Here is a 21,748-nt window from a genome sequence, read left to right as displayed (position 1 = left end):
TCCGGGCTTCCTGCGTGCCATCTGCCCGCGGTGTGGGCCGCACGCCTCTCGATGGTCTGAAAAAGATGCTGGATAATAAAGCATGACCCGCTTGACGGCTAGCGCCGTCGGAGACCCTTGCAATGCCTGACCAAGATGTACGCTTGCAACACCTGAAAGTTTGGCTCGATGAACAGTTGGCTATCCTCTTTGCAGAACAAGGTTGGGGCACTGTGCCCCCGGCCACGTTGACCGCGGCCAGTAGCGACGCGAGTTTTCGGCGCTATTTCCGCTGGGAAGGCGCAGGCAGAAGTTTCGTCGTGATGGACGCGCCGCCGCCCCAGGAAAACTGCAAACCCTTTGTGGATATCGCTTTTCTGCTGGCGAAATCCGGCATAAACGTGCCGAAAATTTATGCCGAGGACCTCGAACGCGGTTTCCTTTTGCTCAATGACTTGGGCAACAAGACTTATCTGGACGTGATCGACAGCGAAAATGCCGACGATTTGTTCAAGGATGCGCTGCAAGCGTTGTTGGCTTTCCAGCAGTTGCCGATGGTGGCGCCGCTGCCGAGTTATGACGTCGCGTTGCTGCGTCGCGAGCTCGAACTGTTCCCCGAGTGGTACGTGAAACGCGAACTGGGTATCGAACTCGACCCGGCACAGCAAGTGCTCTGGCAGCAGGTCAGCGACCTGCTGATCGACAGCGCCCTGGCTCAGCCCAAAGTCCTGGTACATCGCGACTACATGCCGCGCAATCTGATGCGCAGCGAACCGAATCCAGGCGTGCTGGATTTCCAGGACGCGGTCTACGGGCCGGTGACCTATGACGTGACCTGCCTGTTCAAGGACGCCTTCCTCAGCTGGCCTGAAGAGCGTGTGCGCGGTTGGCTGGAAGATTACTGGCAGCGAGCCGGCGCGCTCGACATCCCGGTTCAGCCAGACTTTGAAGACTTTCTGCGTGCCAGCGATCTGATGGGCGTGCAGCGTCACTTGAAAGTCATCGGCATCTTCGCCCGCATCTGCCATCGCGACGGCAAGCCACGCTATCTCGGCGATGTGCCGCGCTTCTTTGCTTATATAGACGCGGTCATCGCGCGTCGCCCTGAGCTGGCGGAGCTGGATGTGTTGCTGGCCAGTCTGCGTGCTGGAGTGAAGGCATGAAGGCAATGATTCTGGCGGCGGGTAAAGGCGAGCGCATGCGTCCGCTGACCCTGACCACGCCAAAACCGCTGGTTCGCGCCGGCGGAGCACCCTTGATCGAGTATCACCTGCACGCGCTGGCGGCGGCAGGGTTTACCGAGATCGTGATCAACCATGCCTGGCTCGGTCAGCAGATTGAAGATTATCTGGGCGACGGCTCGAAATATGGCGTGAGCATTCAGTACTCGCCGGAAGGTGAACCGCTGGAAACCGGTGGTGGTATTTTTCGCGCGTTGCCGTTGTTGGGTGATGAGGCTTTTGTGGTGGTCAATGGCGACATCTGGACCGACTACGACTTCAGCGTGTTGCACCAGCCCATCGTCGGGCTTGCTCATTTGATCCTGGCGGACAACCCGGCGCATCACCCGAACGGGGATTTCACCCTGGTCGATGGCCATGTGCAGGATGGTCAGCCGGATACATCAACCCTGACCTACAGCGGTATTGCCGTGTTGCACCCGCAGCTGTTCGACGGGTGCTCGGCCGGGGCCTTCAAGCTTGCGCCGCTGCTGCGCAAAGCCATGGCCGATGGGCAAGTAACGGGCGAACGCCTGAATGGGCATTGGGTGGATGTCGGCACCCACGAGCGCCTGGCTGAAGTAGAAACCTTGATAGAAGCGAGACGCTGACATGTTGTGGCCAGGGACTCTGATTGGAGCCGGAGTGGGCTTTGCCATAGCCAGCATTCCGGGGGCCATGCTCGGTGCTTTGTTGGGACAGGCGCTGGATCGGCGCTTGCACCTGCAGAGCTGGGCGCATTTATGGGAAAAATTCGGTGGCCGCTCGGTGCTGCGCAACGATGAACTGCTGTTCGTGTTGCTGGGCCGATTGGCCAAGAGTGATGGGCGGGTAGTGGATGGCCACATCCAGCAGGCACGGCAGGAAATGCGTGCGCTGGAGATGACCGAGTCGGCGCAACGTCGGGCGATAGCGGCGTTCAACCGCGGCAAGTCGGGACACGACCGGTTGCGCAGTTATCTGCGACGCTTGAGTGCTCAACCCCATGCGGCGGAAGGCGTGTTGCGTGCCTGTTGGCGGATGGTCTGGGCCGATGGCCGCGCCGGTAGCAGTGAGCGCGAACTGATTGCCCAGTGGGGCAAATGGTTGGGTTGGACACCGCAACAGGTGCAAGCACTGGCGAGCGACTACGAGCCGAAGCGCCCATTGGCCAGCAGCGCGATTACGTATCAGGACGCCTTGCGGCTATTGGGAGTGTCGGCGACCAGCGAGCCGGCACAGATCAAACGCGCCTATCGACGCCTGCTCAGTCGCCATCATCCGGACAAGATTGCCGGCAGCGGTGCGACGGCGTTGCAGGTTCGTGAGGCGACGGACAAAACTCGTGAATTGCACAATGCCTACACATTGATTCGTGAGCGGCGGGATTTTCGGTAATCGCAAGCAGATCAAAAGATCGTCCGAACGCGGCCCGAGCCTTCGGACGATCTTTTGCTTGTGCTCAGTCCACTGTCTGCGGATTCAACCATCCCCGCACCCGGCGAACCAACTGCTCTTGCTCAGCCTTGGCATTGCCCGGCAGCGCCTTGAGCGATACCTGGCTGAACGCCGACGTCTTCAAGCGTTTGTTGGCCTGCAAGCGTTCCAGTGCCGCGTTGCGATCCAGCGGCTTGTCCATATAGAAGATGTCGGCGGTAGGTAGCTTGATCGTCGGCGTCAACTCGGCCAGCCCGGGCTTCGCCGTAACGGGTGTCTGGGCGGCGACCATCACGAATTTCTCGACTTGCGATGGCTGCTTCTCGCTCAGATAACGCGCAGCCCAGTAAGCGCCGGTGCCATGCCCCAGCACGACGACCCTGCGAGCGCTTTGCTGTTCGGCATAAGCGATGGCCGCGTCGATGCGAGCGAAGATTCGCTCAGCGTCGGCTTTGGCCTGTTCTTCAGTGGTTTCGGCGATGGCCTTGTCGGCCACCTCCGCTTCGCCGCCGGCCGCCTGTTCGATGGGCGCCGCGGTGGTCGAGTCTTTGCTGCCGGCATCAGGTGCTTTGGGCGTTGGCGCCACTTCGACGATACGTGGCGCAATGGCTTCGCTTTGCAGGTCCGGCAAGGTGATACTCAGGCTGCTCCACTCAGCGTCCGGCAATTGGCGGCGCAATGGGCTGATCGCTTGCGGCCAGTCAACGGTTTCACCGGCGCCCGGGATAATAATCACCGCGCCTTTGGGCTCGGCGGTATTGGCCGGTTTCCACAAGGCGAGAAAGCTGTCGGTGCCGGCTTGCAGTTGTTGCTGTTCCTGCGCAGGGATTTTTCGCTCAAGTGCCGTCGCTTCTTCCTGACTACGCTCAAGCAGCGGCTGGCGTTCGACCGGTTTTTCTTCGGCGGGTTTTTCCGCAGTGGCAGATGCCGGGTCGGCCGCCTCGACGGAAAAGGCGCACGGCAGGATCAGCGACAGGCACAATGCTGGCAGTGCCAGGCGGTAGACAGGGGGCATCGGATATTCCAGGCCAGAAGTTATTCCGGCAGCCTAATGGGTTGGTCAGTATTTGTCAGTGTGTGAGACTTCGATGATGCATTTTCGCTGCCTGTGGGTTATCGGCTGTTTGTGGTTTCCCTTGATGGGCTGGGCGGCTCCCGCGCCACCGGCGCATGTCGTGTCATTGTCTTCGGCGCAACAGCAATGGCTGGCGCAGCATGAAGAGTTGCGGGTCGGGGTGGTGTTGCAGGCGCCCTATGCCCAATACGATCGCCGCTTGCAGCGCCTGTCCGGGGTGAACATCGAGTTGATGAAGTGGCTGGCCAAGTCGCTCAAGGTCGAGCTGAGCTGGCGTAATTATCCTGATCTTGCGCAACTGGAAGCCGCCGCGCGCGAAGGCGATATCGATATCGCGCCGGGGCTGACCCAAACCCCCGCCGGTTTACGGCTCTGGCAATTTTCCGATCCGTACATGCGGGTGCCGCAACTGGTGGTCAGCGACCAGAAGAGCACCGGTGTGGTGGAGCTGGAAAAACTCGACAGTCAGACCCGCGTCGCCGTGCGTATGCCTAGCGTCACCGCCGATTTTTTGCGTAGCACCTATCCGCATCTGAACCTGCAAGGCGTGCCTCTGGAGCGCCAGGCGCTGCAACTGTTGTTGAGTCAGCAGGCCGGTTACGCCGTGGTCGATGAAGCGCAATTCGGGCGTCTGGCTGCCGAGCCTGAGTTCGCCGGGCTGGCCGTGGTGGGCGACATCGGTTTCCCGCAATTGCTGCGAGTGGCCACGCGCCGGGACTGGCCAGAACTGGCGGGTATCGTCGAAAACGCGCTGCGGGCGATCCCGGCCAAGAACCTGGAGCAACTGCACGATCAATGGCTGCAACCCAAGTACCCGCGGTTGTCCGATTCACCGGTTTTCTGGAAAAACCTCTGCCTGCTCTTGCTGGTGTTGCTGCTGAGCAGCATGGCCATTGTGTTCTGGCAGCGTCGTCAGCAACACAGTCTGGAGCAACGTTTGCTGGCGGCGCGCGAAGACATTGCCTTGCGCGAGGCCAGCGAAGAGGCCTTGCGCCTCACGCAGTTCTCCATTGATCAAAGCACCGTCGGCATCCTTTGGGTCAACTGGGACAGCCATGTGCGCTACGCCAACCGTGCCGCCGAAACCATGCTCGGTTACCCGGCGGGCGGGATCATTGATCGGCCATTGATCGATTTCGAGCCCGGTTTGCACATGGACCGCTGGCTGAGCCTGTGGAAACGCGCCCGGGCCAGTGAGGAAGGGCCGCTGAGTTTCGAAACCAATTGCGTGCGGGCCGATGGCAGTATTCTGCCGGCGGATGTTTCGTTGAGCTTCTTGCGGTTTCGTGAGGGCGAATACCTGGTGGTTTACCTCAACGACGTCACCGAGCGTCGTCGCGCCCTGGCCGCCTTGCAGGAAAGCGAAGCGCGGCTGCAGGGCATCGCCGCCAACGTTCCCGGACTGGTCTTTCGTCTGGAGCGCGCACCAGTAACCGGGCAGATCGACTTTGCCTACATCAGTGAAGGCAGCGAGAGCCTGGTGGGGTACTCGCCGGCCACCCTGGCTCATCGGGACAAAGGCCTGCGCAGCCTGGTGCATCCGGATGACAAGGCCAGTTATCACCAGACCCAGGACCATGCACTGGATACCGATAGCGACTGGTCGTGGCAGGGACGGATTCTGACCCGTCAGGGCGAACAGCGCTGGGCCGAGATCAAGGCCATTACCCGCCGACTGGAAGACGGCGCCTATGTCTGGGACGGGATCGTCTGGGACATCACAGAGAGCAAGCGCATCGAACTGGAGCTGGCCAGCTCCCGTGAGCAATTGCGCGAGTTGTCTGCGCACCTGGAGAGCGTGCGGGAAGAGGAAAAGGCGCGGATTGCCCGGGAAGTTCACGACGAGTTGGGGCAGATGTTGACCGTGTTGAAGCTGGAAACGTCCATGTGCGAGCTGGCTTATGCGCAGCTCGACCCTGGCCTGCACGAGCGTTTGAATAGCATGAAGCGTTTGATCGCGCAGCTGTTTCAACTGGTGCGTGATGTGGCCACGGCGCTGCGGCCACCGATTCTCGATGCCGGGATCGCCTCGGCCATCGAGTGGCAGGCCCGGCGGTTCGAGGCGCGCACGCAGATTCCGTGTCTGGTACAAGTGCCGGATAACTTGCCGGTGCTCAGCGATGCCAAGGCCATCGGGTTGTTCCGGATCCTTCAGGAAGCGCTGACCAATGTCATGCGCCACGCCCAGGCGCATACTGTTGAACTGACGCTAGCCCTTGAGGGCGATGAACTTTGTCTGACTGTCAGCGATGATGGCGTAGGATTTGTCGCCGCGCCTGGCAGGCCGACATCCTTCGGCGTGGTCGGCATGCGTGAGCGGGTGTTGATCATGGGCGGGCAATTGTCGCTTGAGAGTGAGCCGGGGGAGGGCACGACCCTGACGGTGCGAGTGCCGCTGGATTGATAAAAGATCGTCCGATCGCGGCCCGAGCCTTCGGCTTCAACGTTATAAATGAGGAGAGGCAAGTGATCCGTGTACTGGTAGCCGAAGACCACACCATCGTTCGCGAAGGCATCAAGCAATTGATCGGCCTGGCCAAGGACTTGCTGGTGGTCGGGGAGGCGAGCAATGGCGAGCAGTTGCTCGATACCTTGCGCCATGTTCCCTGCGAAGTGGTGTTGCTGGACATCTCCATGCCCGGGGTCAACGGCCTTGAGGCAATTCCACGGATTCGCGCCATGAACAATCCGCCGGCGATCCTGGTGCTATCGATGCACGACGAAGCGCAGATGGCCGCTCGGGCGTTGAAGGTTGGCGCCGCGGGTTACGCGACCAAGGACAGCGATCCGGCATTGTTGCTGACGGCGATCCGCAAGGTCGCGGCGGGCGGGCGCTACATCGACCCGGACCTGGCCGACCGCATGGTTTTCGAAGTCGGCCTGACCGATGCGCGGCCGCTGCATTCGCTGCTGTCGGAGCGTGAATTCTCGGTATTCGAACGACTGGCCCAGGGCGCCAACGTCAACGACATCGCCCAGCAACTGGCCTTGAGCAGCAAAACCATCAGCACGCACAAGGCGCGGCTGATGCAGAAACTCAACATCACCTCCCTGGCTGAACTGGTGAAGTACGCCATGGAACACAAACTACTCTGATCCAGGTTTCACCTCTCGTTCCTACGGGATTGTTGTGGCATGTCCATTTACGACATGCCCACAAAGCCGCTTTTACCGGTTCCTGTGGCTTGCAGCTCACCGTCTGTCGCCATCGCGAATCGACATATCCATCCCCGCCATCCTTGTAGGGCAATCCCTACCCCCAACCTTCCATCCGGCTGAGGCGATTCTCTCCTGCGCCCCGATTTGCGCGGCTCCCAGCGTCCACTAGGCTTAGTCCACAGCAGTCATCAATAACAAAGGTGTGGGTATGAGCCAGGTTGATTCAAGCGCAGGGGCCAGCGATATTCTGGTCAGCTTTCGTGGAGTGCAAAAGAGCTACGACGGCGAGAACCTGATCGTCAAAGACCTCAACCTGGAAATTCGCAAAGGCGAATTCCTGACCTTGCTCGGGCCGTCCGGTTCCGGCAAAACCACCAGTCTGATGATGCTCGCCGGCTTCGAAACGCCGACCGCCGGGGAGATTCAACTGGCAGGGCGTTCCATCAACAACGTGCCGCCGCACAAGCGCGACATCGGCATGGTGTTCCAGAACTACGCGTTGTTTCCGCACATGACCGTGTCCGAGAACCTGGCGTTCCCGCTGACCGTGCGCGGCTTGAACAAAAGCGACGTCAGTGACCGGGTCAAGCGTGTGCTGAGCATGGTTCAGCTCGACACCTTCGCCCAGCGCTATCCGGCGCAACTGTCCGGCGGTCAGCAGCAGCGTGTGGCCCTGGCTCGCGCCCTGGTGTTCGAACCGCAACTGGTGCTGATGGACGAACCCCTCGGCGCACTGGACAAACAACTGCGCGAACACATGCAGATGGAAATCAAACATCTGCACCAACGCCTCGGCGTGACCGTGGTCTACGTGACCCACGACCAGGGCGAAGCCCTGACCATGTCCGACCGCGTCGCCGTGTTCCACCAGGGCGAGATCCAGCAGATCGCGCCACCGCGCACGCTCTACGAAGAGCCGAAAAATACCTTCGTCGCCAACTTCATCGGCGAGAACAACCGCCTCAACGGCCGCTTGCACAGCCACACCGGTGACCGCTGCGTGGTCGAGCTAGGTCGCGGTGAAAAGGTTGAAGCCCTGGCGGTCAACGTCGGCAAGACCGGCGAGCCCGTCACACTGTCGATTCGTCCGGAGCGCGTGAGCCTCAATGGCTCGAGCGAGTCCTGTGTCAACCGCTTCTCAGGGAGGGTGGCGGAATTCATCTATCTGGGCGATCACGTCCGGGTTCGCCTGGAAGTCTGCGGCAAGACCGACTTCTTCGTGAAACAACCGATTGCCGAGCTCGATCCCGCGCTGGCTGTCGGCGACGTGGTACCGCTTGGCTGGCAGGTCGAACACGTTCGCGCGCTCGACCCACTTCTAGAGGCGAACTGATCGCCCCCTGCTTCACCAACACCAACCCTGCACGTGGAGAGAACAATAAATGTTGAGATCCCTGAAATTCACCGCCCTGGTCGTGGGCATGATGGGTGCGGCACACGCGATGGCGGCGGGCCCGGACCTGACCGTGGTCTCCTTTGGCGGGGCGAATAAGGCGGCGCAGGTCAAAGCCTTCTACGCACCTTGGGAAGCGGCGGGCCACGGCAAAATCGTCGCTGGCGAATACAACGGCGAAATGGCCAAGGTCAAAGCCATGGTCGACACCAAGAGCGTGTCCTGGGACCTGGTGGAAGTTGAATCGCCAGAACTGTCCCGCGGTTGCGACGAAGACATGTTCGAGCAACTCGACCCTGCGCTGTTCGGCAAGTCCGAAGACTACGTCAAGGGCGCGATCCAGCCTTGCGGCGTGGGCTTCTTCGTGTGGTCGACCGTGCTGGCCTACAACGCCGACAAGCTGAAAACCGCTCCGACCAGTTGGGCTGATTTCTGGGACACCAAGAAATTCCCGGGCAAACGCGGCCTGCGCAAAGGCGCCAAGTACACCCTGGAATTCGCACTGATGGCTGACGGCGTTGCGCCGAAAGACGTCTACAAAGTGCTGGCCGGCAAAGACGGTCAGGACCGCGCGTTCAAGAAGCTTGATGAACTCAAGCCAAGCATTCAGTGGTGGGAAGCCGGCGCACAACCGCCGCAATACCTCGCCTCGGGTGACGTGGTCATGAGCTCGGCCTACAACGGCCGGATCGCAGCGGTACAGAAAGAAAGCAACCTGAAAGTTGTGTGGAACGGCGGCATCTACGACTTCGACGCATGGGCCATTCCAAAAGGCCTGGACAAGACCCGTGCCGAAGCGGCGAAGAAGTTCATCGCCTTCTCGGTACAGCCGCAACAGCAGAAGACCTACTCGGAAAACATCGCCTACGGTCCGGCCAACACCCAGGCTGTGCCGTTGCTGGCCAAGGATGTCCTGAAAGACATGCCGACCACCCCGGAAAACATCGCCAACCAGGTGCAGATCGACGTCAGCTTCTGGGCTGACAACGGCGAGCAACTGGAGCAGCGCTTCAATTCCTGGGCTGCCAAGTAACCACTCACACAGGACGACGGTTCACCGGATGATCGTTCCCACGCTCTGCGTGGGAATGCCGCCCGGGACGCTCCGCGTCCCTGTGACGCAGAGCGTCACTGGATGCGTTCCCACGCAGAGCGTGGGAACGATCAGAACCAAAAGTTCGAGGCGGTGTTTGTCGCCTCTGTAACGATCAAAGATTTCCGGAGTACGCCATGGCTATCGCCGTTCCCGTGAACGCGGGCACCGACCCCACCTTGAAGCAGCGGCTAAAGCACGCCGAGCGAATCAACCGCTGGAAAGCACAAGCCTTGATCGCGCCGTTGGTGCTGTTTCTGTTGCTGGTGTTCCTGGTGCCGATCGTGGCGCTGCTCTACAAAAGCGTCGGTAACCCGGAAGTGGTTGGCGTGATGCCGCGCACCGTGGCAGCCATCGCCAGTTGGGACGGCCGAGGCCTGCCGGCAGAGCCTGTGTATAAGGCCGCCAGCGAAGACCTCGCCGAAGCCCGCAAGAATCAGACCTTGGGCGACTTGTCCAAGCGCTTGAACATGGAGTTGGCCGGCTACCGCAGCCTGCTGACCAAAACCGCACGCGCCTTGCCGTTCGCCACGGAGCCGGCTTCTTACAAAGCCGCGCTGGAAGGGCTCGACGAGCGCTGGGGCGATCCGGCTTATTGGCAAGTCGTGCGCCGCAACACCAGTGGCGTGACGCCTTATTACCTGCTGGCCGCCGTCGACCACCGTATCGACGATCTCGGCGAACTGGCCCGGGCCACTCCCGACCAGGCGATCTACCTCGACATCTTTGCCCGTACGTTCTGGATGGGGCTGATCATCACCGTCATCTGCCTGGTGCTGGCTTATCCGTTGGCCTACCTGCTGGCGAACCTGCCCTCGCGGCAAAGCAACCTGCTGATGATTCTGGTGCTGTTGCCGTTCTGGACCTCGATTCTGGTGCGAGTCGCCGCGTGGATAGTGTTGCTGCAATCGGGCGGCTTGATCAACAGCGGCCTGATGGCCATGGGCGTCATCGATAAGCCGCTGGAATTGGTGTTCAACCGCACCGGGGTCTACATCTCGATGGTGCACATCCTGCTGCCGTTCATGATTCTGCCGATCTACAGCGTGATGAAAGGCATCTCGCCGACTTACATGCGTGCGGCGATTTCCCTGGGCTGCCACCCGTTCGCCAGTTTCTGGCGGGTGTACTTCCCGCAGACTTATGCCGGTGTCGGCGCCGGTTGCCTGTTGGTGTTCATCCTCGCCATCGGCTACTACATCACCCCGGCGTTGCTGGGCAGCCCGAACGATCAGATGGTCAGTTACTTCGTCGCCTTCTACACCAACACCAGCATCAACTGGGGCATGGCGACCGCGCTTGGTGGGCTGTTGCTGCTGGCGACCGTGGTGCTTTATCTGATTTACAGCTGGCTGGTGGGCGCCAGTCGCCTGCGCCTGAGCTAAGGGGAGAATGAAATGCTGAGTCCTTATCAATCGCCCATCGAACGGGTGTGGTTCTATAGCTTGCGGATACTCTGCGGCTTGATTTTGTTGTTCCTGATCTTGCCGGTGCTGGTGATCATTCCGCTGTCGTTCAACTCCGGGAGCTTTCTGGTCTACCCACTGCAAGGCTTCTCGCTGCACTGGTACCAAGACTTCTTTGCCTCGGCGGAATGGATGCGTTCGTTGAAGAACAGCATGATCGTGGCTCCGGCTGCGACCGTGTTGGCGATGATCTTCGGCACGCTGGCGGCGATCGGCCTGACCCGGGGCGACTTCCCGGGCAAGCCGCTGGTGATGGCGCTGGTGATTTCGCCGATGGTGGTGCCGGTGGTGATCATTGGTGTGGCCAGTTACCTGACCTTCGCGCCACTGGGGTTCGGCAACAGCTATACCTCGTTGATCGTGGTGCATGCCGTGCTGGGTGTGCCGTTCGTGATCATTACGGTGTCGGCGACCTTGCAGGGGTTCAATCAGAACCTGGTGCGGGCCGCGGCAAGCCTGGGCGCTTCGCCGCTGACGACGTTCCGCCGGGTGACCTTGCCGTTGATTGCGCCGGGGGTGATTTCCGGTGCGCTGTTTGCCTTCGCTACCTCGTTCGATGAAGTGGTGGTGACGCTGTTCCTCGCCGGTCCCGAACAAGCGACCTTGCCTCGGCAGATGTTCAGCGGCATCCGCGAAAACCTCAGCCCGACGATCGCCGCTGCCGCGACGCTGCTGATCGCATTCTCGGTGATCCTGTTGCTGACCCTGGAATGGCTGCGTGGACGCAGCGAAAAACTGCGCACCGCCCAGGCCTGACCTGCACGCACTGATGTAATCGTTCCCACGCTCTGCGTGGGAACGCAGCCCGGGACGCTCTGCGTCCCATCGAGAGCCGAGCGCGGAGCGTCCGTTGAGGCACTCCCACGCAGAGCGTGGGAACGATCGACGCACCTCGATCATTCACCAATTTAAATAGCAGACAAACCCCAATCCCCAGCTACTATTGTGCCCAGCTCCCCTATCTATAAGAGGCTGCGCACATGAGTCTTTCCTCTTTCAAAATCGCTCACAAACTGATCACCGGCGCAGGTGCCATCGAGCAACTGGCGGCCGAGCTCACACGTCTGGACATCGACAACCCGCTGATTGTCACTGACGCCGCGCTGGTCAAATCCGGCACGGTAGAGCTGGCGCTGGCGCAGCTGGGCGAGCGCAGTTATGAGATTTTCGACCGGGTGTTGCCGGACCCGGAAATCGCCATCGTTGAAGATTGCATGCGGGTTTACCGTGAGGGCGGGCATGACGGGCTGATCGGCCTCGGAGGCGGCAGTGCCATCGACATCGCCAAGAGTGTTGCCGCCTATGCCGGTTATCACGGCGCGCTGGAGGATTTGTTCGGCATCGATCAGGTGCCGCGCAAAGGCCCGCCGCTGATCGCCATCCCGACCACCGCCGGCACCGGTTCGGAAGTGACCAACGTGGCGATCCTCTCAGACAAGGTCGCGCAGCTGAAGATGGGCATTATCAGCGATTACCTGTTGCCGGATGTGGCACTGGTCAGCCCGCAAATGACCCTGACCTGCCCACGCAGTGTCACCGCCGCCAGTGGCGTCGATGCGCTGGTGCACGCCATCGAGTCCTACCTGTCGCTCAACGCCTCGCCCATCACCGATGCCTTGGCCATTGGCGCGATCAAGCTGATTAGCAAGGCGCTGCCCAAGGCCTACGCCAATCCCTCCCACCTGCAAGCCCGCGAAGACATGGCCACCGCCAGCCTGATGGCCGGCATGGCGTTCGGCAATGCCGGGGTCGGCGCGGTGCATGCGTTGGCGTATCCGCTGGGCGGGCGTTTCAACATTGCCCATGGTGTCAGCAATGCCTTGCTGCTGCCGTATGTCATGACCTGGAACAAGATGGCCTGCGTGGAACGCATGCAGGATATTGCCGAGGCCATGGGGGTGAAGACCGCTCATCTGAGCGCCTATGAAGCGGCGGATAAAGCCGTGGAGGCGATGACCGAGCTGTGCGCCGCCGTGGAGATCCCGCGAGGTCTGCGCAGTTTCGGGGTACCCGAGGAGGCGATCCCGGCCATGGCCGTGGAAGCCGCCGGCATCGAACGCCTGATGCGCAACAATCCGCGCAAGTTGAGCGCCACCGATATCGAGAAGATCTACCGAGCGGCCTATTAGGACTTGCCCCAATCATCGCAGCACGGTGCGCGCGTCAAAGCATGAGGTATACAATGCGCGCCATCGTGATTCTGCTCAAAAAAGGTGCGTCATGCAGCCCTTCGTTATTGCTCCGTCGATTCTCTCCGCCGACTTCGCCCGCCTGGGCGAGGAAGTGGACAACGTCCTGGCCGCCGGCGCCGACTTCGTCCACTTCGATGTCATGGACAACCACTACGTGCCGAACCTGACCATCGGCCCGATGGTCTGCTCCGCGCTGCGCAAGTATGGCGTGACCGCGCCGATCGACGCGCACCTGATGGTCAGCCCGGTGGACCGCATCGTCGGTGACTTCATCGAAGCCGGTGCGACCTATATCACCTTCCACCCGGAAGCCACGCTGCACGTCGACCGTTCCCTGCAACTGATCCGCGAAGGCGGCTGCAAGGCGGGCCTGGTGTTCAACCCGGCGACCCCGCTGGACGTGCTCAAGTACGTGATGGACAAGGTCGACATGATCCTGCTGATGAGCGTCAACCCGGGCTTCGGCGGGCAGAAGTTCATTCCAGCCACCCTCGACAAGCTGCGTGAAGCGCGGGCGCTGATCGATGCCTCCGGTCGTGACATTCGCCTGGAAATCGACGGCGGTGTGAACGTGAACAACATTCGTGAAATCGCCGCTGCGGGCGCCGATACTTTCGTGGCCGGCTCGGCGATCTTCAATGCGCCGAATTACCAGGAAGTAATTGAAAAAATGCGCTCCGAACTGGCGCTGGCTCGCCCATGAGCGGTTTTGAGCAGCTGTTCCCGGGGCGTCTGCCGCGGCTGGTGATGTTCGATCTGGATGGCACGCTGGTCGATTCGGTCCCTGACCTCGCGGTGGCTGTGGATAACATGCTGCTCAAACTCGGGCGTGACCCGGTCGGCATCGAGCCGGTGCGTGAGTGGGTCGGCAACGGCGCGCCGGTGCTGGTGCGCCGCGCGCTGGCCGGCGGCATCGATCATTCGTCGGTCGATGACGGCGAAGCCGAAGGCGCGCTGCAGATTTTCATGGAGGCTTACGGTGAGGGCCATGAGCTGACCGTGGTCTATCCCGGCGTGCGCGACACCCTGAAATGGCTGCACAAGCAGGGCGTGGCGATGGCGCTGATCACCAACAAGCCGGAACGCTTCGTCGCGCCGTTGCTGGATCAGATGAAAATCGGCCGTTACTTCAAATGGATCATCGGCGGCGACACCCTGCCACAACAGAAACCCGACCCGGCCGCGCTGTTTTTCGTGATGAAAATGGCCAACATTCCGGCGTCGCAATCGTTGTTCGTCGGCGACTCGCGCAGCGATGTGCTGGCGGCGAAAGCGGCGGGGGTCAAATGCGTCGCCCTCAGTTACGGTTATAACCACGGTCGGCCGATTGCCGAAGAATCGCCGGCGCTGGTGATCGATGATCTGCGCAAACTAATTCCCGGTTGCCTGGATCCGGCCGCTGAGATAACGTTGCCCGACGCTGTTCAACCCCCTGCTGGAAACGCCATCGTGGTGGTCACTCGCAAACTCTGGATGAAAGTCATCAAGGCCCTGGCCCGCTGGCGTTGGCGCGCCTGACTTGTTCCTGGCCGGCGTACCGGCGCGTTTGCATACTTGACCGTTAGACCCTCAAGCCACGAGGCACCTCATGATCCGCGAAGAATTCCTGCGTTTGGCCGCTGCCGGCTACAACCGCATTCCGCTTGCCTGCGAAACCCTGGCCGACTTCGACACGCCGCTGTCGATCTACCTGAAACTGGCCGACGAGCCGAACTCCTATTTGCTGGAGTCGGTGCAGGGCGGCGAGAAGTGGGGCCGTTATTCAATTATCGGCCTGCCGTGCCGCACCGTGTTGCGGGTTCACGACCACCACGTCAGCGTGACCCACGACGGCGTCGAGATCGAAAGTCACGACGTTGAAGACCCGCTGGCTTTCGTCGAAGCCTTCAAGGCGCGCTACAACGTGCCAACCATTGCCGGTCTGCCGCGCTTCAACGGCGGTCTGGTGGGTTACTTCGGTTACGACTGCGTGCGTTATGTGGAGAAGCGTCTGGGCAAATGCCCGAACCCGGATCCGCTGGGCGTGCCGGACATTCTGCTGATGGTGTCCGATGCGGTGGTGGTGTTTGACAACCTCGCCGGCAAGATGCATGCGATTGTCCTGGCCGATCCGTCGCAGGAAGATGCCTTCGAACAAGGTCAGGCGCGTCTGCAAGCGCTGCTGGAACAACTCCGTCAGCCGATCACTCCGCGCCGTGGCCTGGATTTCAGCAAACAGCAATCGGCCGATCCGGTGTTCCGTTCGAGTTTCACCCAGGATGATTACGAGAGAGCCGTCGACACCATCAAGGAATACATCCTGGCCGGTGACTGCATGCAGGTCGTGCCGTCCCAGCGCATGTCGATCGACTTCAAGGCTGCGCCTATCGACCTGTACCGGGCGCTGCGTTGCTTCAACCCGACGCCGTATATGTACTTCTTCAACTTCGGCGACTTCCACGTCGTCGGCAGTTCGCCGGAAGTGCTGGTGCGGGTCGAAGACAACCTGATCACCGTGCGCCCGATTGCCGGCACTCGCCCTCGCGGGGCCAACGAAAAGGCAGACCTGGCGCTGGAAAAAGACCTGCTGTCGGACGACAAGGAAATCGCCGAGCACTTGATGCTGATCGACCTGGGCCGCAACGACACCGGTCGCGTTTCGGAAATCGGTTCGGTGAAGCTCACCGAGAAGATGGTCATCGAGCGTTATTCCAATGTGATGCACATCGTGTCCAACGTCACCGGCCAATTGAAGGCCGGGCTGACAGCGATGGACGCATTGCGGGCGATCCTGCCGGCCGGCACCTTGTCTGGCGCACCGAAGATTCGCGCGATGGAAATCATCGACGAACTGGAACCGGTCAAGCGGGGCGTCTACGGCGGCGCAGTCGGTTACTTCGCCTGGAACGGCAACATGGACACCGCGATTGCGATCCGCACCGCGGTGATCAAGAACGGCGAACTGCACGTACAGGCCGGTGGCGGCATCGTCGCCGACTCGGTGCCGGCGCTGGAATGGGAAGAAACCCTGAACAAGCGTCGCGCGATGTTCCGCGCCGTGGCCCTGGCCGAACAGACTCCGGACGCCTGAGCTCCCACAGGGAACTCATCAGCATAAAAAAACGCGGCGCCTGTGAGGGCGCCGCGTTTTTTGTTGCCTGCGATCTAGAAGTCCAACGCAACCCCGACATTAATACCTTGCTGGGTGAAGTCATCATCCTTGCGAATGTCGTAGCTGGCGCGCAATGCCAAGTCCTTGGTGAGGTTGTGGCTCACGCCGAGGTTCAAGCGGTTCAGGTTGGTTTGTGGGGTGTAGCCGGCCAGGGTGTAGCGGTTGTTCGGCAGGCTGTTGAGGTTCATGGTCACATTCTGGGTGTCGTCGTTGTACTCGCGCTCGTGGGCCAGTTCGCCAAACACTTGGGTTTGTGAGGTGATCTGGTACTTACCCTGGATCCCGAGGCCAAGACGCCGGGAAATGCGTGACTGGTCGTCAAATGTCAGCGCGGTGGAGTCGGCGCCGTTTTCCGAGTAACCGTCGACTTCAACCTTGGCGAAATCAGCGCTCACGAATGGCGACAAGTGCCACGGGCTGCTCGCTTCTGCCGCGATGTCATAACCCACGCGGCCGCTGATGGCGACCAGGTAACCATCAGTGTCGCCTTTCTCCCCGCGTTCATTGACCCCCAACTGGAATTTGCGTTTGAGACTGTCGTAGTCCAGATGCCCGGCCGTCAGTGCCGCGTCACCCCAAAAGCGATTCTGCTGGTATTGGGCGAAAGCGGTGCCCATGTAGGTGTTGAGTTTGTAATCCGAATCGTTATCGCCGGCTTCGAGTTTCTGGTTATAGAAGCCCGCCGCCAAGCCAACGCGCCATGCGTCATTGAGCCGATAGCTGCCCCCGATGTTCAGGTTGGCGCCATTGCCGTCAGCGCTGGCGCCGCTGCGCTGGCTGTCGAAGTCCTGATGCTGGCCACCACCGGCGACAATCGCCCGCCATTGGCCCACGCCTTGCCAGTTTTCCCAATCGGCCAGCCACTGGTTGCGCAGCTCATCCTGATGAGAACGCAAAGTGCCCTGGGCCATTTGTGGCAGCAGGGTTGCTTCCCATGGTGCGGACAGCAGCGAGTATGCGTAATCGGCAATCAGGCGCTGCCCGGCTTCGGTTGGGTGCACCGAGTCGTTATAGATTAGCTTGGTCGGGTCGGGGGTGGCGCTGTTGATGCCGTATCGAGCGTTTTCGGTGCAACTGTTGCCGCTGAAGCAGGTGGCGCTCAGGTTCTGGTCGGTGGCGAGGCCGAACTGGCCAGGGTTGGCGAACGTCTCTTTGAGCAGTACCGGAATGTTCAACGGAATGATGTTGGCGTTAATGCTCTGCAGTTGGCTGACCAGTTCGGTGTTGAACTGAGAACTGAGCTGGGACGTGAAGGCCTGCAATGGTGTGCCGTTGAAAGCTGGGGTAAAGCCGATGTCCGGCAGCAGCCAGACCATGATGTAGCGGGCACCGGCCTGTTGCAGGGTCTGCGCGCTACTGGCCAGGCGATCGGCGGCGGCGCTGGCCAGGGGCAGGTTGGTCACGCGCCCCTGAAGGAAGTCATTGCCGCCTCCCGAGAGGTAATACAGTGCATTCGGGTCGGCGCGGAAATTGTTCGACGGCAGATAACCCGCACGGGTGCGTTCGCTCGTGGCGGAGGTACTGGTGATCGAATCGAGGATCTGGTCGGTGCGATAGCCGCCAACTGCCCAGTTGTTGCCATCGGGCAGGCCTTCGCTGGCGCGTACCGCCGAGGACGATGAAGCTGTCTGGTCCGGCGAGAACCCCAGTTTCCCACCCAGTATCTGCGTGGCGTTGAGCGAGCGTAATTCACCGCTGCCATCCAGGTAGACCGGCCCGGTTCGGTTGGTAAAACGCTGTGTCGCCCCGGCAGGGCCGCCCGTGTCGGTAAGCGTCCCGGCATCGTTGAGGCTGTCGCCGAAAACAACGAAATTCGAATAAGGGTTGGGCGCGGCAATCGCCTGGGCGCAGGCCATGGCGAGCAGGCATCCGGCGAGCGGTACAAACAACGTCTGTTTGATCATGAGCAAGTCCGTTTATTTATTGTTGTAGTGAGAACGAGACGACAGTACCAAAAACTTTCGGCCTTTTGCCATCTGTCGCTAACCCTTCAATTGTTTCGCGAGCTCTCGCTCCGGCCATATTGCACGCTCTGCCCAGCTAAGTTACTGTGCCGAGACGTATGAATGAGACCTTCCCCGTGTTGATCGTCAGCAAACTCCTGGATCAAGTCATCAAGGCACACGCCCGTTGGCGTTGGCGCGCCTGAATCTTTTCTGCCGGCCTGGCCGGACCTGTACCGCTTTGCCTTCTTTACCTGTATGAAATGCCGCTTTGCTGGCGCCACTCCAGCACCTGCCAAAGCGCAGCACACTGCGGGTAAATCATTCGAAGGCCGTATTAAAAGTCAGTGAATTCAAGAGGTTCTTAACGCCATGTTGCTGATGATCGATAACTACGACTCTTTTACTTACAACGTTGTGCAATACCTCGGCGAGCTGGGCTCCGAGGTCAAAGTCGTGCGCAACGATGAACTCACCATTGCCGAAATCGAAGCCCTCAAGCCTGAGCGCATCGTCGTGTCTCCTGGTCCTTGCACCCCGACCGAAGCCGGTATTTCCATCGAAGCGATCAAACACTTCGCCGGCAAGCTGCCGATTCTCGGCGTTTGCCTGGGTCACCAATCCATCGGCCAAGCGTTTGGTGGCGATGTGGTCCGTGCCCGTCAGGTCATGCACGGTAAGACTAGCCCGGTATTTCACGAGGACAAGGGCGTATTCGAAGGGCTGAATCGCCCGTTGACGGTCACCCGCTACCATTCGCTGATCGTCAAGCGCGAAACCCTGCCCGATTGCCTGGAGCTGACTGCCTGGACCCAGCTTGAAGACGGCTCGGTGGACGAGATCATGGGCCTGCGTCACAAGACGCTGAACATCGAGGGCGTGCAATTCCACCCTGAGTCTATCCTCACCGAACAGGGGCACGAGCTGTTCGCCAACTTCCTCAAACAAACCGGCGGCACGCGCTAAGGACTTTCCATGGATATCAAGACAGCCCTGAGCCGTATCGTCGGCCACCTCGACCTCAGCACCGATGAAATGCGCGATGTCATGCGCGAAATCATGACCGGGCAATGCACGGACGCGCAGATTGGCGCGTTCATGATGGCCATGCGCATGAAGAGCGAAAGCATCGACGAGATCGTCGGCGCCGTGACGGCGATGCGCGAGTTGGCGGACAAGGTTGAACTCAACACCCTCGATGGCGTGGTCGATGTGGTCGGCACCGGCGGCGACGGTGCGAACATTTTCAACGTTTCGACCGCTTCTTCGTTTGTGGTCGCGGCGGCCGGTTGCACCGTGGCCAAGCACGGTAACCGTGCGGTGTCGGGTAAAAGCGGCAGTGCCGACCTGCTGGAAGCGGCGGGTATCTATCTGAACCTGACCCCGGTTCAGGTGGCACGCTGCATCGACAACGTCGGCATCGGTTTCATGTTTGCCCAGACCCATCACAGTGCCATGAAGCACGCCGCCGGCCCGCGCCGCGAGTTGGGTCTGCGCACCTTGTTCAACATGCTCGGCCCGCTTACGAATCCGGCCGGTGTGAAACATCAGGTGGTGGGTGTGTTCAGTCAGGCGTTGTGCCGGCCATTGGCCGAAGTCTTGCAGCGCCTGGGCAGTAAACACGTGCTGGTGGTGCATTCGAAGGATGGCCTGGACGAGTTCAGTCTGGCGGCACCGACCTTTGTCGCGGAATTGAAGAATGACCAGATCACCGAGTATTGGGTCGAGCCCGAAGACCTCGGGATGAAGAGCCAGAGCCTGCATGGTCTGGCGGTGGAAAGCCCGACGGCTTCCCTTGAGTTGATTCGCGATGCGTTGGGCAAGCGCAAGACCGAGAACGGTCAGAAAGCCGCCGAGATGATCGTGCTCAATGCCGGTGCCGCGCTGTACGCCGCCGACCATGCCAGCAGTTTGAAAGAAGGCGTTGCCCTGGCGCACGATGCGCTGCACACAGGCCTCGCTCGGGAAAAACTTGAGGAATTGGGTGCATTTACCGCGGTATTCAAAGTGGAGAATGAGGGATGAGTGTACCGACGGTTCTGGAAAATATTCTGGCCCGCAAAGCCCAGGAAGTCGCCGAGCGTAGCGCTCGTGTAAGCCTGGCGGAGCTGGAAAACCTGGCCAAGGCGGCCGATGCACCCCGTGGTTTTGCCAAGGCATTGATCGATCAGGCCAAGAAGAAGCAGCCGGCGGTGATTGCTGAAATCAAGAAAGCTTCGCCAAGCAAGGGCGTGATTCGCGAGAACTTCGTGCCAGCGGACATTGCCAGGAGTTACGAGAAGGGCGGAGCTACTTGCCTGTCGGTGCTCACCGACATCGACTACTTCCAGGGTGCGGATGCATATCTGCAACAAGCCCGGGCGGCGTGCAAACTGCCGGTGATCCGCAAAGACTTCATGATCGATCCGTACCAGATCATAGAGTCCCGCGCCTTGGGTGCTGATTGCGTGCTGTTGATCGTCTCCGCACTGGATGACGTGAAAATGGCCGAGCTGGCGGCCGTGGCCAAAAGCGTCGGCCTCGATGTGCTGGTGGAAGTCCACGATGGCGACGAGCTGGAGCGGGCTTTGAAAACCCTCGACACGCCGCTGGTGGGCGTGAACAACCGCAACCTGCACACCTTCGAGGTCAGTCTGGAAACCACCCTCGACCTGTTGCCGCGTATTCCGCGTGATCGTCTGGTGGTCACCGAAAGCGGCATTCTTAACCGCGCCGATGTCGAGTTGATGGAAATCAGCGACGTGTATGCGTTCCTGGTCGGCGAAGCGTTCATGCGCGCCGAAAGCCCGGGTACCGAACTGCAGCGCCTGTTCTTTCCCGAGCGCGGTGTTCCAGTGAGCGGCTCTACGCTCGACTGAACACATTTTCGCAGGCAACCCGATCCCCTGTGGGAGCGGGCTTGCCCGCGAAGAGGTCATCAAGCCCCCCAAAGACTTCATGTCTTACGGAGTCATCCATGTCCCAGCCAACCTCTCTGACCATCGAAGCCGGCCTGCTTGCCGAACAGGACCTGTTGGCCCATGTGTGCACCGGTGATTCGGAGTTCGGCTTGCTGTTCTGGCAACCCACAGACCAAGCATTGGTCATGCCGCGCCGCTTGAATCGCTTGCCGGGTTTCGAGGCGGCGTGCGAGATATCCGCCGCTGCCGGTTGGCCGGTACTGCTGCGCGAAACTGGCGGCGAGCCGGTGCCGCAATCGGCATCGACCCTCAACATCGCGCTGGTCTACGCGCCACCGCGCAGCGAGGGTGACCAGAACCGGATCGAAACCGCCTATCGCCGGCTCTGCAACCCGATTTGCCAGCTGCTTGACGAGTTGGGCGGCGTGTCGTCCCTGGGCGAAATTAAGGGCGCATTCTGCGACGGCCGTTTCAACGTCAACCTCGATGGTCGCAAGATGGTCGGTACCGCTCAGCGCTGGCGGCAGAGCAAGGGCGGTCAGCGTCCGGTCGGGCTGGTGCACGGGGCGATGCTGATCGATAACGAACGAGAGTCGATGGTCGCGGCGGTCAATCGTTTCAACGAAGCCTGCGGTCTGGAACAGCGGGTTCGCGCAGAAAGCCACATTGCCCTGCATGAAAAGTTTGCCGCTCCTGATGCGCTGGAACGGCTCGATGCGTTGTATCGTCAAATGTTGGCAGAAGTGTTCGAAGCTTAAGCT

The 21,748-nt window shown here is 60.6% G+C and carries 19 protein-coding genes; 17 read left to right on the top strand and 2 right to left on the bottom strand.

What is annotated here, in order from left to right; genetic code table 11:
- Positions 1 to 122 precede the first annotated feature (122 nt).
- From AC1RO5_RS12950 to AC1RO5_RS12940, 3 genes are read left to right on the top strand one after another with little or no spacing between them, the layout of a single operon-like run.
- On the top strand, positions 123 to 1,142 hold the full coding sequence (locus AC1RO5_RS12950; protein WP_493175290.1) for an aminoglycoside phosphotransferase family protein: 1,020 nt from the start codon (positions 123 to 125) through the stop codon (positions 1,140 to 1,142).
- The gene (murU, locus tag AC1RO5_RS12945) at positions 1,139 to 1,810 is read left to right on the top strand and encodes an N-acetylmuramate alpha-1-phosphate uridylyltransferase MurU (protein WP_490135091.1); all 672 of its coding nucleotides are present in this window, start codon (positions 1,139 to 1,141) and stop codon (positions 1,808 to 1,810) included. The genes AC1RO5_RS12950 and murU overlap by 4 nt, the downstream gene beginning before the upstream one ends.
- Position 1,811: 1 nt before the next feature.
- On the top strand, positions 1,812 to 2,576 hold the full coding sequence (locus AC1RO5_RS12940; RefSeq protein WP_493175288.1) for a TerB family tellurite resistance protein: 765 nt from the start codon (positions 1,812 to 1,814) through the stop codon (positions 2,574 to 2,576).
- Between the two features lie 64 nt (positions 2,577 to 2,640).
- On the opposite strand, the gene AC1RO5_RS12935 is transcribed toward AC1RO5_RS12940, so the two are convergent.
- Positions 2,641 to 3,630: an alpha/beta hydrolase family protein gene (locus tag AC1RO5_RS12935; RefSeq protein WP_493175286.1), complete on the bottom strand. Its 990-nt coding sequence runs from the start codon at positions 3,628 to 3,630 to the stop codon at positions 2,641 to 2,643.
- Positions 3,631 to 3,703: 73 nt separating this feature from the next.
- Between AC1RO5_RS12935 and AC1RO5_RS12930 the strand changes: the two genes are divergently transcribed.
- The 10 genes from AC1RO5_RS12930 (at position 3,704) to trpE (ending at position 16,063) form a co-directional block, all read left to right on the top strand.
- Complete coding sequence (locus AC1RO5_RS12930) at positions 3,704 to 6,094, top strand: PAS domain-containing sensor histidine kinase (RefSeq protein WP_493175284.1); 2,391 nt, start codon at positions 3,704 to 3,706, stop codon at positions 6,092 to 6,094.
- 62 nt (positions 6,095 to 6,156) lie between these two features.
- Positions 6,157 to 6,786 (top strand): response regulator, encoded by a 630-nt coding sequence (locus AC1RO5_RS12925; RefSeq protein ID WP_493175282.1) that lies wholly within the window; start codon positions 6,157 to 6,159, stop codon positions 6,784 to 6,786.
- Between the two features lie 271 nt (positions 6,787 to 7,057).
- Complete coding sequence (locus AC1RO5_RS12920; RefSeq protein WP_007936603.1) at positions 7,058 to 8,182, top strand: ABC transporter ATP-binding protein; 1,125 nt, start codon at positions 7,058 to 7,060, stop codon at positions 8,180 to 8,182.
- Positions 8,183 to 8,231: 49 nt separating this feature from the next.
- A complete protein-coding gene (locus AC1RO5_RS12915; protein WP_493175280.1) occupies positions 8,232 to 9,275 on the top strand; it encodes an ABC transporter substrate-binding protein in 1,044 nt (347 codons plus the stop codon).
- A 197-nt stretch (positions 9,276 to 9,472) separates the two neighbouring features.
- Positions 9,473 to 10,720: an ABC transporter permease gene (locus AC1RO5_RS12910; protein WP_493175278.1), complete on the top strand. Its 1,248-nt coding sequence runs from the start codon at positions 9,473 to 9,475 to the stop codon at positions 10,718 to 10,720.
- Between the two features lie 12 nt (positions 10,721 to 10,732).
- Positions 10,733 to 11,557 (top strand): ABC transporter permease, encoded by an 825-nt coding sequence (locus AC1RO5_RS12905; protein ID WP_493175276.1) that lies wholly within the window; start codon positions 10,733 to 10,735, stop codon positions 11,555 to 11,557.
- Between the two features lie 224 nt (positions 11,558 to 11,781).
- The gene (locus AC1RO5_RS12900) at positions 11,782 to 12,930 is read left to right on the top strand and encodes an iron-containing alcohol dehydrogenase (RefSeq protein WP_493175274.1); all 1,149 of its coding nucleotides are present in this window, start codon (positions 11,782 to 11,784) and stop codon (positions 12,928 to 12,930) included.
- Positions 12,931 to 13,021: 91 nt separating this feature from the next.
- Complete coding sequence (gene rpe, locus AC1RO5_RS12895; protein ID WP_007941649.1) at positions 13,022 to 13,696, top strand: ribulose-phosphate 3-epimerase; 675 nt, start codon at positions 13,022 to 13,024, stop codon at positions 13,694 to 13,696.
- Positions 13,693 to 14,511 (top strand): phosphoglycolate phosphatase, encoded by an 819-nt coding sequence (locus AC1RO5_RS12890; protein WP_493175273.1) that lies wholly within the window; start codon positions 13,693 to 13,695, stop codon positions 14,509 to 14,511. Before rpe ends, AC1RO5_RS12890 begins: the two co-directional genes overlap by 4 nt.
- Before the next feature lie 70 nt (positions 14,512 to 14,581).
- Complete coding sequence (trpE, locus tag AC1RO5_RS12885) at positions 14,582 to 16,063, top strand: anthranilate synthase component I (protein ID WP_493175271.1); 1,482 nt, start codon at positions 14,582 to 14,584, stop codon at positions 16,061 to 16,063.
- A 74-nt stretch (positions 16,064 to 16,137) separates the two neighbouring features.
- Here trpE and estP read toward each other — a convergent pair whose 3' ends face one another.
- Positions 16,138 to 18,048: an esterase EstP gene (gene estP / locus AC1RO5_RS12880; RefSeq protein WP_493175269.1), complete on the bottom strand. Its 1,911-nt coding sequence runs from the start codon at positions 18,046 to 18,048 to the stop codon at positions 16,138 to 16,140.
- A gap of 411 nt (positions 18,049 to 18,459) precedes the next feature.
- Here estP and AC1RO5_RS12875 point away from each other — a divergent pair, with 411 nt between their 5' ends.
- From AC1RO5_RS12875 to AC1RO5_RS12860, 4 genes are all read left to right on the top strand, one after another.
- Positions 18,460 to 19,053: an aminodeoxychorismate/anthranilate synthase component II gene (locus AC1RO5_RS12875; protein ID WP_019650349.1), complete on the top strand. Its 594-nt coding sequence runs from the start codon at positions 18,460 to 18,462 to the stop codon at positions 19,051 to 19,053.
- A gap of 9 nt (positions 19,054 to 19,062) precedes the next feature.
- The gene (gene trpD / locus AC1RO5_RS12870) at positions 19,063 to 20,112 is read left to right on the top strand and encodes an anthranilate phosphoribosyltransferase (RefSeq protein WP_427627092.1); all 1,050 of its coding nucleotides are present in this window, start codon (positions 19,063 to 19,065) and stop codon (positions 20,110 to 20,112) included.
- On the top strand, positions 20,109 to 20,945 hold the full coding sequence (gene trpC / locus AC1RO5_RS12865; protein ID WP_493175266.1) for an indole-3-glycerol phosphate synthase TrpC: 837 nt from the start codon (positions 20,109 to 20,111) through the stop codon (positions 20,943 to 20,945). The genes trpD and trpC overlap by 4 nt, the downstream gene beginning before the upstream one ends.
- A gap of 98 nt (positions 20,946 to 21,043) precedes the next feature.
- Positions 21,044 to 21,745 (top strand): lipoate--protein ligase family protein, encoded by a 702-nt coding sequence (locus tag AC1RO5_RS12860; RefSeq protein WP_493175264.1) that lies wholly within the window; start codon positions 21,044 to 21,046, stop codon positions 21,743 to 21,745.
- Positions 21,746 to 21,748 lie beyond the last annotated feature (3 nt).

It is taken from the genome of Pseudomonas sp. GW822-FHT02G04 (assembly GCF_058802085.1).
Note: the sequence above shows the minus strand (reverse complement) of the source record. Positions and strands in the feature narration are given on the sequence as shown.

Coding starts and splice junctions, on each gene's coding strand:
- AC1RO5_RS12930 (WP_493175284.1), top strand. CDS start 3,704: ATGATGCATTTTCGCTGCCTGTGGGTTATCGGCTGTTTGTGGTTTCCC.
- trpC (WP_493175266.1), top strand. CDS start 20,109: ATGAGTGTACCGACGGTTCTGGAAAATATTCTGGCCCGCAAAGCCCAG.
- AC1RO5_RS12900 (WP_493175274.1), top strand. CDS start 11,782: ATGAGTCTTTCCTCTTTCAAAATCGCTCACAAACTGATCACCGGCGCA.
- AC1RO5_RS12905 (WP_493175276.1), top strand. CDS start 10,733: ATGCTGAGTCCTTATCAATCGCCCATCGAACGGGTGTGGTTCTATAGC.
- AC1RO5_RS12890 (WP_493175273.1), top strand. CDS start 13,693: ATGAGCGGTTTTGAGCAGCTGTTCCCGGGGCGTCTGCCGCGGCTGGTG.
- AC1RO5_RS12950 (WP_493175290.1), top strand. CDS start 123: ATGCCTGACCAAGATGTACGCTTGCAACACCTGAAAGTTTGGCTCGAT.
- rpe (WP_007941649.1), top strand. CDS start 13,022: ATGCAGCCCTTCGTTATTGCTCCGTCGATTCTCTCCGCCGACTTCGCC.
- AC1RO5_RS12935 (WP_493175286.1), bottom strand. CDS start 3,630: ATGCCCCCTGTCTACCGCCTGGCACTGCCAGCATTGTGCCTGTCGCTG.
- AC1RO5_RS12915 (WP_493175280.1), top strand. CDS start 8,232: ATGTTGAGATCCCTGAAATTCACCGCCCTGGTCGTGGGCATGATGGGT.
- AC1RO5_RS12920 (WP_007936603.1), top strand. CDS start 7,058: ATGAGCCAGGTTGATTCAAGCGCAGGGGCCAGCGATATTCTGGTCAGC.
- murU (WP_490135091.1), top strand. CDS start 1,139: ATGAAGGCAATGATTCTGGCGGCGGGTAAAGGCGAGCGCATGCGTCCG.
- trpE (WP_493175271.1), top strand. CDS start 14,582: ATGATCCGCGAAGAATTCCTGCGTTTGGCCGCTGCCGGCTACAACCGC.
- AC1RO5_RS12860 (WP_493175264.1), top strand. CDS start 21,044: ATGTCCCAGCCAACCTCTCTGACCATCGAAGCCGGCCTGCTTGCCGAA.
- AC1RO5_RS12910 (WP_493175278.1), top strand. CDS start 9,473: ATGGCTATCGCCGTTCCCGTGAACGCGGGCACCGACCCCACCTTGAAG.
- AC1RO5_RS12940 (WP_493175288.1), top strand. CDS start 1,812: ATGTTGTGGCCAGGGACTCTGATTGGAGCCGGAGTGGGCTTTGCCATA.
- estP (WP_493175269.1), bottom strand. CDS start 18,048: ATGATCAAACAGACGTTGTTTGTACCGCTCGCCGGATGCCTGCTCGCC.
- AC1RO5_RS12875 (WP_019650349.1), top strand. CDS start 18,460: ATGTTGCTGATGATCGATAACTACGACTCTTTTACTTACAACGTTGTG.
- trpD (WP_427627092.1), top strand. CDS start 19,063: ATGGATATCAAGACAGCCCTGAGCCGTATCGTCGGCCACCTCGACCTC.